The sequence below is a fragment of the Mycobacterium sp. 2-64 genome (genome assembly GCF_035918375.1).
GTDB classification, from domain to species: Bacteria; Actinomycetota; Actinomycetes; order Mycobacteriales; family Mycobacteriaceae; genus Mycobacterium; species Mycobacterium intracellulare.
Genome location: NZ_CP142361.1, coordinates 132,780 through 148,014 on the forward strand (window position 1 = coordinate 132,780; position 15,235 = coordinate 148,014).

At 69.0% G+C, this 15,235-nt stretch carries 10 protein-coding genes and 1 riboswitch; of the genes, 7 read left to right on the forward strand and 3 right to left on the reverse strand.

What is annotated here, in order from left to right:
- The 4 genes from QGN31_RS00600 (at nucleotide 1) to QGN31_RS00615 (ending at nucleotide 6,596) form a co-directional block, all read left to right on the forward strand.
- Nucleotides 1-1,200, forward strand: a complete 1,200-nt coding sequence (locus QGN31_RS00600) for a CaiB/BaiF CoA transferase family protein (RefSeq protein ID WP_014943160.1) — start codon at nucleotides 1-3, stop codon at nucleotides 1,198-1,200.
- A complete protein-coding gene (locus QGN31_RS00605) occupies nucleotides 1,197-2,909 on the forward strand; it encodes a thiamine pyrophosphate-binding protein (RefSeq protein WP_014943159.1) in 1,713 nt (570 codons plus the stop codon). The genes QGN31_RS00600 and QGN31_RS00605 overlap by 4 nt, the downstream gene beginning before the upstream one ends.
- Before the next feature lie 28 nt (nucleotides 2,910-2,937).
- Entirely contained in the window at nucleotides 2,938-4,368 is a 1,431-nt protein-coding gene (locus QGN31_RS00610) for an aldehyde dehydrogenase family protein (RefSeq protein ID WP_014943158.1), read from the forward strand.
- Between the two features lie 233 nt (nucleotides 4,369-4,601).
- Nucleotides 4,602-6,596 carry an acyltransferase family protein gene (locus tag QGN31_RS00615; protein WP_014943157.1) on the forward strand — a complete coding sequence of 665 codons (1,995 nt, stop codon included), beginning with the start codon at nucleotides 4,602-4,604 and terminating at the stop codon, nucleotides 6,594-6,596.
- Between the two features lie 3 nt (nucleotides 6,597-6,599).
- Here the strand turns inward: QGN31_RS00615 and QGN31_RS00620 are convergent, their stop codons facing one another.
- Entirely contained in the window at nucleotides 6,600-7,259 is a 660-nt protein-coding gene (locus QGN31_RS00620) for an O-methyltransferase (RefSeq protein ID WP_014386084.1), read from the reverse strand.
- Between the two features lie 112 nt (nucleotides 7,260-7,371).
- Nucleotides 7,372-7,544: riboswitch (M-box (ykoK) riboswitch) on the forward strand.
- Nucleotides 7,545-7,793: 249 nt separating this feature from the next.
- Between QGN31_RS00620 and QGN31_RS00625 the strand changes: the two genes are divergently transcribed.
- Together QGN31_RS00625 and QGN31_RS00630 are read left to right on the forward strand one after the other, a co-directional pair.
- Nucleotides 7,794-8,009, forward strand: coding sequence for a hypothetical protein (locus tag QGN31_RS00625; RefSeq protein ID WP_131810750.1), 216 nt, complete (start codon nucleotides 7,794-7,796; stop codon nucleotides 8,007-8,009).
- 71 nt (nucleotides 8,010-8,080) lie between these two features.
- Nucleotides 8,081-9,874, forward strand: coding sequence for an NRAMP family divalent metal transporter (locus QGN31_RS00630; protein ID WP_233425296.1), 1,794 nt, complete (start codon nucleotides 8,081-8,083; stop codon nucleotides 9,872-9,874).
- Here QGN31_RS00630 and QGN31_RS00635 read toward each other — a convergent pair.
- Entirely contained in the window at nucleotides 9,866-10,810 is a 945-nt protein-coding gene (locus QGN31_RS00635) for an NADP-dependent oxidoreductase (protein WP_043955510.1), read from the reverse strand. The two genes, QGN31_RS00630 and QGN31_RS00635, sit on opposite strands and share 9 nt — an antisense overlap.
- Before the next feature lie 129 nt (nucleotides 10,811-10,939).
- On the opposite strand from QGN31_RS00635, the gene QGN31_RS00640 reads away from it, so the two are divergent.
- A complete protein-coding gene (locus QGN31_RS00640) occupies nucleotides 10,940-11,572 on the forward strand; it encodes a hypothetical protein (protein WP_014943154.1) in 633 nt (210 codons plus the stop codon).
- Nucleotides 11,573-11,584: 12 nt separating this feature from the next.
- Here the strand turns inward: QGN31_RS00640 and car are convergent, their stop codons facing one another.
- Nucleotides 11,585-15,151 carry a carboxylic acid reductase gene (car, locus tag QGN31_RS00645; RefSeq protein ID WP_043955507.1) on the reverse strand — a complete coding sequence of 1,189 codons (3,567 nt, stop codon included), beginning with the start codon at nucleotides 15,149-15,151 and terminating at the stop codon, nucleotides 11,585-11,587.
- Between the last annotated feature and the right edge of the window lie 84 nt (nucleotides 15,152-15,235).

The following is a 15,235-nucleotide window of genomic DNA, read 5'->3' on the forward strand; positions in this document are numbered from 1 at the left end:
ATGGCCGGTGTGCGCGTGATCGATCTCACCGCGATGGTGATGGGGCCCTACTGCACCCAGATCATGGCCGACATGGGCGCCGATGTGATCAAAGTCGAACCGCCCCAAGGCGATAACACCCGCTACATCTCGGTCGGCCCGGCGCCGGGCATGAGCGGGGTGTTCGTCAACGTCAACCGCGGCAAGCGCAGCGTCGTGCTGGACCTGCAGACCGACGCCGGAAAGCGGGCGCTACGCGCTTTGGTCGAGACCGCCGACGTGTTCATCCACTCGATGCGCGCCAAGGCGATCGCCAAGCTCGGCTTCGGCTACGACGACGTCGCCGCGATCAATCCCAAAGTCGTCTACACCAATTGCTACGGGTACGGGCGACGCGGACCCGATCGCGACCGCCCGGCCTACGACGACACGATCCAGGCCGAATGCGGCCTGCCGGCGGTGCAGCAGCAGTTGACCGGCGAGGCCGACTACGTCGGCACCATCATGGCCGACAAGATCGCCGGGCTGACAGCGCTGTACGCAACGACGATGGCGTTGTTCCACCGCGAGCGCACCGGGCAGGGCCAAGAGGTCGAGGTCGCCATGTTCGAAACCATGGCGTCGTTCATGCTCGTCGAGCATGCCAACGGCGCCCTGTTCGATCCCCCGCTGGGGCCCGCGGTGTATCCGCGCACCGTGGCGCCCAACCGCCGTCCTTACCGCACCAGCGACGGCCACATCGCCGCACTGATCTACAACGACAAGCACTGGAACGCGTTCATGAACGCCGTGCGGCCGCCGTGGGCCAGCGAGCTCTACGCGACGCTGGAACAGCGCGCCCGCGAAATCGACACCGTCTACGGGCTGGTGGCCGAGACCATGAAAGAGCGATCCACCGCGGAGTGGTTGGAGCTGCTGCGCGAACTCGAGATCCCGGCCGCGCCGCTCAACACGCCCGGCGCGCTGTTCGACGATCCGCATCTCAAGGCCGTCGGCATGTTCGAGACCGTGGACACCCCGCACGGGCCGGTGCGCTTCCCCGGCGTGCCCACCTGGTTCTCCCAGACACCGGGCCGTGTCGCGGGGCCGGCGCCCGAACTCGGCGCCCATACCGAGGACGTGCTCGCCGAAATCGGCGCGAGCGGTCCCGGACTCGCACGAAACACACCGCCAGAGCACGATTTTGCGTCTGCTCGCCAGGGAGAGGAACTTCAACAATGACCGTGCCGGTGTACAAGCGCATTCTCGACCTGTTCGAGGCCGAGGGGGTGAACACCCTGTTCGGGATCCCGGACCCGAACTTCGTGCACATGTTCGCCGAGGCCGACGCGCGCGGGTGGTCGGTGGTCGCGCCGCATCACGAGTTGAGCGCGGGATTCATGGCCGAGGCGGCGTCACGGATGACCGGCAAGCCCGGGCTGTGCATCGGGACGCTCGGCCCGGGCATGGCCAACATGGCCGGAGCGATCCAGTGCGCGCTCGTGGAGAACTCGCCGGTGATCTTCCTCGGCGGCCAGCGCGCCCGCATCACCGAGCGCCGGGTGCGGCGCGGGCGCATCCAATTCGTCCGCCAGGAGCCCCTTTTCGCCCCGTCCGTCAAGTACAGCGCGTCCATCGAGTACGCCGACCAGACCGACGAGATCATCCATGAGGCCATCCGCCGGGCCATGTCCGGCACTCCCGGCCCGGCCTACGTCGAATACCCGTCGCACGTCATCCTCGAAGAGCTCGACGTGGCCGATCCGCTGCCGCCGCATCGGTATCGCCTCGTCAACCAGGGGGCGGGCGCCCCAGAGATCGCCAAGGCCGCCAAGCTGATTCGCGAAGCGAAGAGCCCGATCCTGTTGGTGGGCCACGGCGTGCACACGTCGCGCACCGGCCCCGCGGTGAAGGAGCTCGCCGACCTGATGGCCTGCCCGGTCATCCAGACCTCCGGGGGTACTTCGTACATCCCGGGCCTGCAGGAGCGGACCTTCCCCTACCTGTTCTCCCCGGCCGCCAACGAGGCGGTCGAGCAATCCGACCTGTGCGTCGCGTTGGGAACCGAACTCGGTGAGCCCATGCATTACGGCCGGACCCAGCATTGGGCGGGCAACGACGCGAATCGCAAATGGGTGTACGTCGAGCAGGACCCGGCCGCCATCGGCGTCAACCGACAGTTCGACGTGCCGCTGGTCGGCGATCTGCGCGGCGTCGTGCCGCAGCTGGTCGAGGCGCTCCGGGACACGCCGCGCACCCCGTCGCCCAGCCTCGAGAAGTTGGTCAAGGCCGACGCCGAGGAGCTCGCACAGCTCGCCGAGACCGCGCCGTCGGGTCGTTCGCCGATCCACCCGGCGCGCTATGTCGTCGAGGCCACCAAGGCGTTCAACGAACTCGACGACGCCATCATGGTCCGCGATGGCGGCGCGACCGTCATCTTTCAGTGGACCTACTCGCAGGCCAAACCGCGCGATGTCATCTGGAACCAGAACTTCGGCCACCTCGGCACCGGCCTGCCCTACGCGGTCGGGGCTTCCGTCGCCGAGGGCGGCAAGCGCCCCGTCATGCTGCTGACCAGCGACTCGGCCTTCCTCTTCCACATCGCGGAACTGGAAACGGCTGCGCGGCAGAACCTTCCGCTGGTGTGCGTGGTGGGCGTCGACCACCAGTGGGGCCTGGAGGTCGGCGTCTATAAGCGCACGTTCGCCCAGCCGTCACCGCAGCCCGGCGTGCACTGGAGCAAGGACGTCCGGATGGACAAGATCGCGCAGGGCTTCGGGTGCCATGGCGAGTTCGTCGAGAAGGAATCCGAGATCGGGCCGGCCATCGCACGCGCCTACGCCAGCGGCAAAGTCGGTGTGGTGCACGTGTGCATCGACCCGAAGGCCAACTCCGAGGAGATGCCCAAGTACGACCGATTCCGTACCTGGTATGCAGAAGGCACCCAGTGAGCGCCGCAACTAAGGAAGAGTGCTAGCTATGCGCGAATACCTGAAGTTCTACATCGACGGACAATGGGTCGACCCGGTGCGGCCCAACCCCTTCGAGGTGGAAAACCCGGCGACCGAGCAGGTTTCGGGAAAGATCTCGCTGGGGTCGGCGGCCGACGTCGACGTGGCGGTTCAGGCCGCCCGGCGCGCCTTCGCGGGCTGGTCGCTGAGCACCCGCGAACAGCGCCTGGACCTGTTGCAGTCCATCCTCGCCGAATACCAGAAGCGGGCCGACGATCTCGCCGAGGCGGTCACCGAGGAGATCGGCGCGCCGCCCTCACTGGCTGCGGGCCCGCAGGTCTTCCTCGGCATCGGCCACCTCACGACGGCCATCGACGTGCTGAAGAACTTCCCGTTCTCCGAACACAAAGGGGAGACCCTGATCGCCAAGGAGCCGATCGGTGTCTGCGGCTTGATCACGCCGTGGAACTGGCCGATCAACCAGGTCGCCGTCAAGGTGTATCCGGCGCTGGCCACCGGCTGCACCGTCGTCCTGAAACCCTCTGAGGTCGCGCCATATTCGCCGTACATCTTCGCCGAGATCCTGGCTGCCGCGGGCGTGCCGGCCGGGGTGTTCAATCTGGTCAACGGTGACGGCGCGGGCGTGGGCGCGGCGCTGGCGAGCCATCCCGACATCGACATGGTGTCGTTCACCGGGTCCACCCGCGCCGGCATCGAGGTCGCCAAGAACGCCGCCCCGACGGTGAAGCGAGTGACCCAGGAACTCGGCGGCAAGAGCCCCAACATCGTCCTCGACGACGGCGGCTTCGCCGACGGCGTCCGCGCCGGCGTGGCCAACATGATGCCCAACTCCGGGCAGAGCTGTAACGCGCCGTCGCGCATGCTGGTGCCGAATTCACGGATGGCCGAGGCCATTACGATCGCGCGCGAGGTGGCCGAACAGGTCAAGGTGGGCAGCGCCGACGACGCGACGGCGATCGGGCCCGTGGCGTCGAGGACGCAGTTCGAGAAGGTGCAGCGGCTGATCCAGCAGGGCATCGACGAGGGCGCGACCGTGGTCGCGGGCGGCCCGGGCCGACCGGCGGGGCTGGACACGGGGTACTACGTCAAGCCGACCGTCTTCGCGCATGTCACCAACGACATGACGATCGCGCGCGAGGAGATCTTCGGGCCGGTGCTGTGCATCCTCGGCTACGACGACATCGACCAGGCCGTCGAGATCGCCAACGACACCGAGTACGGCCTCGCCGGCTATGTCTCCGGGGCCGACCTCGACAAGGCGCGCGAGGTTGCCCGCCGGATCCGCGCGGGATGGGTGACGATCAATCACGCGTTCGACATGAACGCGCCGTTCGGCGGCTACAAGCGCAGCGGCAACGGCCGCGAATGGAGCGAATTCGGCTTCCACGAGTACCTGGAGGTCAAGAGCACCCTGGGCTACGCGCCCGGCAAGGCCTGACGCCCGACCCCGAAATCCGAACGCAGCGCAGCGCAAAACCGTTGCGTGTCCTCCACGCGATCCCGCGCGTCCGCCCTTAAGCTGGCTCCGTTCACGAGGAGGGGCAGCGACGTATCGGCATCAACCATGGCGCCGGGCGGGATGGTAGTCACGGCGCGCTGACAGCGAGCATCGAGCCGGGCGGGTCTCACCCCGCACCGGCTCGTCGTTCTCGGCCCCGATGGGTCGCCCCCGTGCGCCGGGTCGGCCGGCTGGGGGTCTGGGACGGGCCGGAGGGGCGCAGCGGAATCCCGGCGCTCGACGGCCTGCGCGCGATCGCCGTTGCGCTGGTGCTCATCGGGCACGGCGGCATCCCCGGCGTCAGCGGCGGATTCATCGGCGTCGACGTCTTCTTCGTCCTGAGCGGATTCCTCATCACCTCGCTGCTGCTCGACGAGCTGGGACGCACCGGTCGCATCGACCTCACCGGCTTCTGGATCCGGCGCGCGCGGCGACTCCTGCCGGCGCTGGTGTTGATGGTGCTCACCGTGGCCGCGGCCCGGCAGCTGCTGCCCGAGCGGTCGCTCACCGGCCTGCGCGACGACGCCATCGCGGCGTTCGTGTGGCTGGCGAACTGGCGGTTCGTCGCCCAGAAGACCGACTACTTCACCCAGGGCGCACCGCCGTCGCCGCTGCAGCACACCTGGTCGCTCGGCGTGGAGGAGCAGTACTACTTCGTCTGGCCGCTGCTGCTGATCGCGGTCACGCTGGCGGTGGCGGCGCGCGCGAGGCGCCGTTTCACCCGGGCCACCGTCGGCGGCGTGCGCTTCGCGACGTTCGTCATCGCCACCGTGGGGGCCCTGGCGTCCGCGGCGCTCGCCATCGTCATGGTGTCCGACGGCACCCGCGACCGGATCTATTTCGGCACCGACACCCGCGCGCAGGCGCTCCTGGTCGGCGCGTCGGCAGCGGCCCTGCTGGTGCGGGATTGGCCGTCGATGAACCGCGGCTGGTGCATGATCCGCACGCGGTGGGGGCGGCGCGCCGCCCGGATTCTGCCGCTGCTGGGCTTGGCGGGTCTGGCGGCCGCGACCCACTACGCCACCGGCGCCAGCGGCGAATTCCGCCACGGCTTGCTGATCGGCGTCGCGATCGCGGCCGTGTTCGTCATCGCCCCGGTCGCCCTGGAGCAGCGCGGCGTCGTCGCGCGCGCGCTCGCGTTGCCGCCGCTGGTGTGGCTCGGCACCATCTCCTACGGCGTGTACCTGTGGCACTGGCCGATCTTCTTGGCGCTCAACGGCGAACGCACCGGATGGTCCGGGCTGCCGCTGTTCGCCGCGCGGTGCGCCGCCGCGGTGGTGTTGGCCGCGGCGTCGTACTGGGTGCTCGAGCAGCCCATCCGGCGCTGGCGGCCGGCGCGGGTGCCGCTGCTACCGCTGGCGGCGGCGACCGTCGCCAGCGCCGCGGCGGTGACGCTGTTGGTGGTTCCGGTGGGAGCCGGGCCGGGGCTGCGCGAGCCGGGCTTGCCGCCCGGAGTCTCCGCGGTCGCGGCCGTCTCGCCGTCACCGCCCGGCGAAAGCCGGCCGCGGGATCCCAACCGCCCGTTCACCGTATCGGTGTTCGGGGACTCGATCGGGTGGACGTGGATGCACTACCTCCCGCCGACGCCGGGATTCGCGTTCCTCGACCACACCGTCATCGGATGCAGCCTGGTGCGCGGCACCCCGTACCGGTATGTGGGCCAAACCCTCGAGCAGCGATCCGAGTGCGACGGCTGGCCGATCCGATGGGCCAGGCAGGTCGCCCAGGACCAACCCGACGTCGCGCTGCTGATCATCGGCCGCTGGGAAACCGTGGACCGCGTCAACGAGGGCCAGTGGACCCACATCGGCGACCCGACCTTCGACGCCTACCTCAACGGCGAGCTGGAGCGGGCGCTGACCATCGCCGGCTCCACCGGTGTGCGGGTGGTGGTCGCGACCGTGCCCTACAGCCGCGGCGGTGAAAAGCCGGACGGCCGGCTGTATCCGGAGGACCAGCCGGACCGGGTCAACCTGTGGAACACCATGCTGCGCAAGACCGTCAGCCACCACCCGAACGTCGCGATCCTCGACCTGAACAAGAAGCTGTGCCCCGACGGCGTCTATACCGCCAAGGTCGACGGCATCAAGGTGCGCAGCGACGGCGTGCACCTGACCCCGGAAGGGGTGAAGTGGCTGACGCCGTGGCTCGAGGAGTCGCTGCGCTAGCCGCTAAGTGCCTGTGCGGCAGCTGATCTCCATGCTGTCGCTGTCGCGGACCTGGAAGTTGAAGCTGACGTAGCCGTTGGCCTGGTCGCGCACGCGGTCGAGATACGGGGCCATATCGGCCGAGCTGGCGTTGTCGGCGATGACCAACGCACCCGTGGACAGCCGGGGCTCCAGCAGCTCGATCACGGGCAGGTACAAATCTTTCCAACCGTCGAGCAGCAGAAAATCGACCGCCCCGTCCACGCTTTTCAACGTGCTCAGCGCATCGCCCTCCAGGATCGTGATCACATCGTCCAAGCCCGTCTCGGCGAACGTCTTCTTCGCGGCCGCGATCTTGGCGGCGCTGAGCTCGGTGGTCACGACGCGGCCGCTCCCGTTGTCACGCACCGCGGCGGCCAGGTGAACGGCGGAAATGCCGAACGACATCCCGAATTCGACGACCGTCGCCGGGCGGGTGGCGCGAACCAACGAATACAGCAGCCGGCCGGCTTCGGGCGTCACGGGGATGTAGAACTCGCTCATCGCGTCGGCCCGCTCCTGGGCGGACATCGGTTGATCGAAGGTGCCACGCCGCTCGCGCAACAGCGACATCTGGTTCTTCGACTCGGCGTACATGCGGTCGAGCGTCGATGCGACCCGGGGATCCTGCAGCGTTGTGGTCATCTCGCCGAGCCTAGGCGTGCGGCCTGGGTGGGCGCTGGGAGCCCGCCGACGGCGCCACGCTCAGCGCAAATGAGTTTGACGAGCCCGGGCCGCGGTGCCACTATGGACTCCGCAAGCACCTCGGTAGGTGAGGCGTCTGCATGGATACAGGCCACTGACCCCGAACGTCGAGAGACGCCCCGGGTCAGGACAGCTCTTCCCGGACCCAAGGGTTGAGCCCAAGTGGCTTCTGGAACGTTCCGGATACGCCGTGCAGTGCCGAAGCTCCGACGAGAGGGGTGCGACCGGCGGCTTTGGTGCCGTCGGTCGTTCCTGCCTCTCTCGTTCAGGTGAATGTGACGACACCCGCGTGTGTCCCGGCCGTGAGGAGGTGAGGGCGAGATGAGTCCCGGCGATAGTCCGCATCCGAAATTCGTTTTGTCCCGATCCGGCTCCGGCATTCCTTCCGCCGCCTGACCTTGCGTTTGGTCCTGCGCGGCTGACACGTCCCACGGACAGTGTCGATGCCGATCGGACCCCTGGCAGGAGAAGATCATGGCTTTTGTTGTTACGCACCGTTTTTCCGCCGTTCCGCGGGGACGCCGGCGGTCGATGCTGCGCGCGGGCCGGTTGCTGGCCGACAAGCTGCACCTGCGGACCAACCTGACCCCGCAGGAGCGCGCCAACCTGTACGTCTCGCGGATGCCGATCGCGGTGGTCACCGCCTCGCTGGGCGGGCACGCGTCGGGACGCCCCGACAACCACTGGTGATTCGCCCCACGCATCGAGTGCATCCGCATGCCCTCACCCGTGGTGAGAGCGATTCGTACAGCGAGGACCAGATGACGTCGATCCACACCGGCGGCGGCCGTGGCCTGGGTTCGGGCCGCACGGCCGCCGCCGCGGAGAACCCGCGCGCCGAGGCGCCGGCGTCGACGGTGCTCGACACCGCGCACGTCGGCGACATCGTCGGCGCGTTCGGTCGCATCGGGCGCACCGACGGGACCGTGACCGGCAGCTGGCGGCGGCTGAAGACACTGGCGGTCATCACCGGTCCCGGCCTGATCGTGATGGTCGGCGACAACGACGCCGGTGGCGTCGCGACCTACGCCCAGGCCGGCCAGGACTACGGGATGGGCCTGCTGTGGACGCTGGTGCTGATGATCCCGGTGCTCTACGTGAACCAGGAAATGGTGCTGCGGCTGGGCGCGGTCGCCCGGGTGGGTCACGCGCGCTTGATCTTCGAACGGTTCGGCAAGTTCTGGGGCGCCTTCAGCGTCGGCGACCTGCTGATCTTGAACGCGTTGACGATCGTCACCGAATTCATCGGTGTGTCAATGGCTCTCGGGTTCTTGGGTTGTCCGAAGTTCGTCGCCGTCCCAGCGGCCGCGGTGCTGTTGTTCGCCGTCGTGGCCGGGGGTTCGTTTCGCCGCTGGGAGCGGTTGATGTTCCTGTTGATCGCGGTGAACGTGCTGATCATCCCGATGGTGCTGCTGGCGCATCCGGCCCCGAAAGCGACTGCGGCCGGGCTGATCCCGCAGTTCCCCGGCGGGCTGAACTCGACCGTGCTGCTCCTGGTGGTCGCGATCGTGGGGACGACGGTCGCGCCGTGGCAGCTGTTCTTCCAGCAGTCCAACGTGGTGGACAAGCGCATCACCGCGCGCTGGATCCCTTACGGCCGGGCCGATTTGGTGATCGGGATCGTCGTGGTCATGGTCGGGGCGACGGCGCTGATGGCGGTGACGGCCTTCGGGATGGCGGGCACCGCCGACGCCGGGCACTTCACCGACGCCGGAGCGGTCGCCGCGGGGTTGTCGCGGCATCTGGGCGGCACGGTGGGGGCGCTGTTCGCGATCATCCTGCTGGACGCGTCGCTGATCGGCGCCAACGCCGTCGGCCTGGCGACCACCTATGCCGTCGGCGACGCCCTGGGCAAGCGGCACTCGTTGCACTGGAAGATCGGCGAGGCGCCGGTGTTCTACGGCGGCTACGCGGTGCTGCTTGCGGTGTCGGCCGCGGTGTCCTTCAGCCCCGACCACGTCCTGGGCCTGGTGACCCAGGGCGTGCAGGCGCTCGCCGGCGTGCTGCTTCCCTCGGCCACCGTGTTTCTGGTGTTGCTGTGCAACGACCGCGCGGTGTTGGGACCGTGGGTGAACACGGTGCGGCAGAACATCGTTGCGTGGAGCATCGTGTGGTGTCTGGTGCTGTTGTCCCTGGCGTTAACGGCGACGACCTTCTTCCCGGACCTGTCCACCGCCACCATAGAGACCGGGCTCGCCGCCGGCGCCGCGGTCGGCATCGCCGGCGGCGCGGTGATGGTCGTCGTCGGCCGCAGGCATCGCAGCCTGGCCGAGGCGGAAGCCATCGTGCGCACGCTCGGAGGCGGGCTGGACCCGGAGCAGGTCGACGAACTCGACGACGCCGCATCGCTCACCCGTGCCGAACGGCGGGCCGTGCGCCGCCAGGACCGGGCCGGCTGGGTCACCCCGAACCTGGCCCTGCTCGACCGGCCCGCGATGTCGCCGATGCGCCGGGCGGGGTTGTTCACCCTGCGCGGCTACCTCGTGGTCGCCGTCGCGTTCGTCATCATCAAAATCGTGCAGGCAGGGGTCGTCGGGCCGGTCTCGTCATTGTGAGTCGGTAGGCAGCAGAACGATTTTCCCGTGGGTGTGCCGTCGCTCGAGTTCGGCGAAGGCGTCGGCGACCCGGTCCAGCGGATAGGTCGCGGCGATGTCGAAGTCGACGGCGCCGGAGGCGATCAGGCCGGCCATCTCGGCGAGCACCTCGGGTGTCGAGGCGTCCATGCTGCCCTCGGTCTTGGCGCCCACCTCGCCGGCCTTCTGGAAGGCGATGATGGTGTTGATCCGCTCCGGCGCGACGCCGAGGTCCACCGCGAGCTGGACGTAGTCCGGGCCGAACAAGTCGATGAACGCGTCGATGCCGTCGGGCGCCGCGTCGCGCAATCGCCCGGCGAGCCCGTCACCGTAGGCGATCGGGACGACGCCATGCGCGCGCAGCCAGTCGGCGTTGCCGGGGCCCGCGATGCCTAGCACGCGCGCCCCGCGCAGCGCCAGAAGTTGCACCACCAGGCTGCCCACCCCGCCCGCGGCCGCCGACACGGCGACCGTCTCACCGGCCTGCGGCGCCACCGCGCGCACGGCCGCGTACGCGGTCACGCCGGCCACGTAGAGCGAACCCGCCGTCTCCCAACCGAGTTGGGCGGGCTTACGAATCAGTTGACCCACCGGCACGGCGGCGTGGGTCGCGTGGCTGGACCGGCGCAGGCTGAATCCCAAAACCTCGTCGCCGACCGCAAATTCGGTGACCCCGGGCGCCACCGCGGTCACGACACCGGCGAGGTCGCTGCCCTCCCCGGAGGGAAAGGTGGCCGGGAACCTCTCGTGCATCGCCCCGACCCGGATGCCGGCCTCGCCGGGATTGATTCCGGCCGCGCGGACCTCGACGACAACCTCGCCCGGTCCGGGCGTGAGCATGTCGATGTCCGCCACGTACAACACCTCACGCCCCCCGTACCGGTCGAACCGTACGGCGCGCGCCGCTGCAGCGGTCATGCCGATCTCCTCACCGCGACGATGCCCCCACCCACGCCAGCATAGGCACGCAAAGAGCTACCCACCGGCGGCCCGTTGGGCATATGTTCGTAGCAACTCGGGCACGGATGACGCGTGGAAGGAACATGCGTGGGGGCTCCTCGAATCGGTATCGCCGGCCGGGTCGTGTGGCACGCGGCCGCGATCGTCGCGGTCGGCGCCGCGAGCACGGGCTGCGGCGGCTCCGACAAGCCCCCACCGCCGTCGGCGGCGGAGTCGGGCCCGTCCGCATCCCCGACCGACTCGGGCGCGGTCACCGGGCCGCCGCCGGGGCAACCCGCCGATTACGGCTACCTGCTGATCAAGCCGGGCGACGTGGGCGGGGGTCTCACGGCACCCCAGTCGCCGATGCTCAACCCCAACAACGCGCCGGGGGTCGCGCAGCTGTTCGCCAACGCCGACAGCGGCCGCCGGCTGTGGGACACCATCGTGGTGACCGCCGACCCGTCGGCGGCCGCGGCCGAACTCGCCGGCAGCAGAGCCGAATACGCGGGCAAGGTGGTCGGCGACTGGCGGCCGCTCGCCGTGGGCGCCAACGGGTCGGCGATTTCGGGTGCCTCGCCCGACAACTCCCAAGCCATGACGGTCCTGCTGTTCACCGAAGGCAAGGCGCTCGTCACCCTGGAATTCGACAGCGCACCCGACGACCCGTTCGACCCGGCCGTGACCGTCGACATCGCGCGCAAGCAAGACGATGCGATCAAGCGGGGACTGCCCGGTTAGCACCGCACGGGGCTACACCAGGCCCAGCAGGCGTAGGTCGGCGACGTACTTGTCGATCAACGCCGCCGACAGGTGCGGAATGTCCTCGTCCGCACCGATTTTGGCCGTCCGCACCGCGTGGCGGAAGACGTCGGTGGGGGCCGGCGCTCCCCGCAGTGGCGTCGCGGGTTCCCGGTAGGCGTCCAGCAGCGGCAACACCGAATGCTGGCGCTGCTTGTCCGGTAACGCGCGAAGCGCCGTGGTGAAGCGGCCCAGCCATTCGTCATAGTCCTCGATGCGCCGGATGTCGTGTCCGGCGGCGATCAGCCAGTCGACGAACACGTCCAGGGAGACGCCGTCGTCGTGTGGGTTCATCACGTCATAGGAGCGGTACTCGCCGGATTCCTCGGCCGCCATCTGTTCGCCGAGCGTGGTGACCGCTTCGGCCACGAAGTCGGCGGGCAGCCCGTCGTAGTGGGCCACGGCTCGGTTTCCGTGTTCGTCGGTCCGGTAGAACGTGGTCGGCGCGATGCCGGTGGTCAGCAGGCTGAACATCAAGCGGGTGAAGGCATCTGGCACGTTCAGCTGCCCGGCATACCGGCTGTGCGCGAGGATCATGTCGGAGCGGAAGACGGCGACCGGCAACCCGCACAGGTCGTGCGCCTCACGCAGCAACACCTCACCGGCCCACTTGCTGTTCGCGTACCCGTTCGCATAGCTGTCGTCGATCGGGCGTACCGCGCTGACCGCGCGGATGTCGCCGTCTTCGGCGAACTCGCCGGGATCGACCGTCATCGCCACGGCGACGGTCGACAGATAGGTGACGGGCTTGATGCGCGTCGTGATCGCCAGGCGGATCAACTCGGCGGTGCCGACGACGTTCGGACCGAACAGTTGGTCGTACGGCAGCACGTGGTTGACCAACGCGGCCGGGTGGACGATCAGATCCACGCTCTGGGCCAGGCGCTGCCAAGTCGCTTGGTCCAGGCCGAGATTGGGCTCACCGATGTCGCCGACGATGACTTCCAGGTGCTCGGCGGCCAGCGTCCGGAACCGCTCCAGCAACTGCGGATCCCCGCTGTCGAAAACGGCCTCCAGCCGTTTGCCGGCCGTCGCGGTGTCCGTCGCGCGGACGATGGAGACGAGCTTCCCGCCGGTCTCGGCGAGGCGCTCGAGCCATTCGAGGGCCAGGAAGCGGCCGAGGTAGCCGTTGGCGCCGGTCAGCAGGACCGTGTGGGGTGTGCCGGTCGCGCGCGGCAGGTTCGGTGCGGCGGCCAAGGTCGTCGCGTCGATGAACTTGTCGAGGGTGAGCTCCGCGGCGCGGACCTCGGCGGCGTCGCGTCCGTGCACCGTCGCGAATGTGGGCCGCCGCGATCCCGATTTGCGTTCGGATTCAACGTATTCCGCGAGCTGGCCCAGGTCGGTGGCGGGCCCGGTGATCATTCCCACCGGCACGTCGACGTCGAAGATGTCGCGCAGCAGGTTGGAGAAGGTCAGCGCCGACAGGGAATCGCCGCCGAGTTCGATGAAGAGTGCGTCGGGGGCGGGCGGGCCGCCGGCCACACCCAGTAGCGCCTCGGCGGCCCGGGTGAGGGTGAAGACGACGGGGTGTTTGTCCGCCCCCTCGCGCAGCGCACGCAACTCGGTCACGCGGTTTTCGGCCAGCTCGGCGTAGAGCTGTTCGAGCCGGTCGGCGTAGCGCTCCTTGAGCTTCGGCCGCAGCAGCTTGCCCACGCCCGAGAGCAGGCCGTTGTCCTCGCTGAACGGCTCGGTCTCGACGACGAAGTCGACGGGCACCTCGTAGGACTGCAGTTCGGCGAGTTGCGCCGACTGGCGCAGGGATTCGGCGACGGCGGCCTTGAGGCCCTCGGGATCTCCGGTGAATCGCTCCGCGGCGTCGGCCGTCGGCACGACGACGGCCAGCAGATAGGGGCGTTCGCTGTTGCCGTATACGAAGATCTGGCGGATCAGCGGCGCGCTGGCGAAGACGGCCTCCAGGCGGGCGACGGCGACGAACTCGCCCTGCGCCAACTTCAACACGTTGTTGCGGCGGTCGACGTAGGCCAGCCGGTCCGGCTCGAGCTCGGCCATCACATCGCCGGTCCGGTAGTAGCCGTCGGGATCGAACGCGTTGGCGGTGACGTCCGGTCGTTTGAAGTAGCCCGGCGTCGCGGTCAGCGACTTCACCAGCAATTCGCCACGCGGATAAGGCTTGTCGGTGTGGAAATAGCCGAGTTCGGGAACGTCGATGAGCTTGTAGTCGAGCACCGGGGGACGGGTCATGCGCCCGTCCTTGGTCACCATGCCGACCTCGGTCAGCCCGTAGCCGTCGAGAACGTGGACGTCCAAACAGGTTTCGACGAAGGCCCGCATCTCCGCGGCCAGCGGCGCCGTCCCGCAGAAGGCGGTCACGATGCGCCCGCCGAGGACCTGCTCACGCAGCTCGGCCCGCGCCCGGGCCTCGGCGGAGCCGGCGTCGGCGCCCGAAGCCACGAGTCGGTCGACGGCGCTCTGGTAGCGCTGGTAGAGCATTTCCGCCACCCGGGGTACCAGGCCCATCTCAGTGGGGCGCACCAGGTTCCAGTCGTCGAACAACGTGGACAGGTCGCTTTCCGGCACGAAGTAGCTGGTGCCGCCGGCCTGGAACGCGGTCGACAGCGGTATCCGGCCACCGAGGTGATTCAGCGGCATGAAGTTGACGTTGAACACGGGTGTGTCCGCGAAGTCGGGCATCAGCTCGTTGGTCCACACCTTGGCCAGCATCTGCTCGGTGTACATGGCGCCCTTGGGTAACCCGGTGCTGCCCGAGGTGTACATGATCATCGCCAGCCGCTGATCGGTATCACCGGTGTACATGGGCTCGGGCGGCAGGGCGCGTCCGCGTTCGATGATTTCGTCGAGGGTCTCGATGGTCACCGCCGCGCCGGCGGCCGCCAGCGTCGCCTGGGCGCGCTGCAGCGCCTCGCGTTGCTCGTCGACCTCGGGCTGGTAATCGAAGACCACGAGCCGCCGCAACGACGAGCTGCCCGACGCCGCCTCGACCGCGAGGTCGAGATAACCGACGCCGGCGGCCAGTATCGACGGCTCGACCTCGTCGACGATCGGTCGCAGCCGTGAGGGGGTCGTATTGTGTTGCAGCGGAACGGCAACCAGCCCGAGGTAGCCGCAGACCAGGTCGAGTGTCAGATATTCGGCGCTGGCGAAACCGACCGTCGCGACGAAGTCCCCGGGCGACACGGGGTTCGCGGCGTCGTGCCGCCACGCGGCGGCGATCGCGCGCACATCGGCCCACAGCTCGCGGTAGGTCATGGTGTCGAAGCGGGGGAGCAGTCGCGTGGTGGTACGCCCGGTCGCGGGGTCGGTGCTCAGTGTCCTGGCCCGCCAGCCCACCGCGGGCCGATCGGCGTAGCCCTCGACGAACAGCTCCAGAATCTGGGGCAGGCGCAGGCCCGGTTGGCGCGCCGCCTGCTGCAGCGACAGATCGGGTTGGGCGTTGCGGAACTGTTCGTCGGTCGCGGCCAACTCGCGGATGCGGGCGGCTACCCGCTCGCGCGCCGGGCCTCTAGAGCTAACTTTCGTGCGCTTCGCATCGCCGGTCATGGCCCGCCTCTCGTTCAAGTGCCTCGCTCCAACGAGAACTCACCGCCGCGGGCCGGTCTTCCTGTCGGCGCGTGTGACGACGGT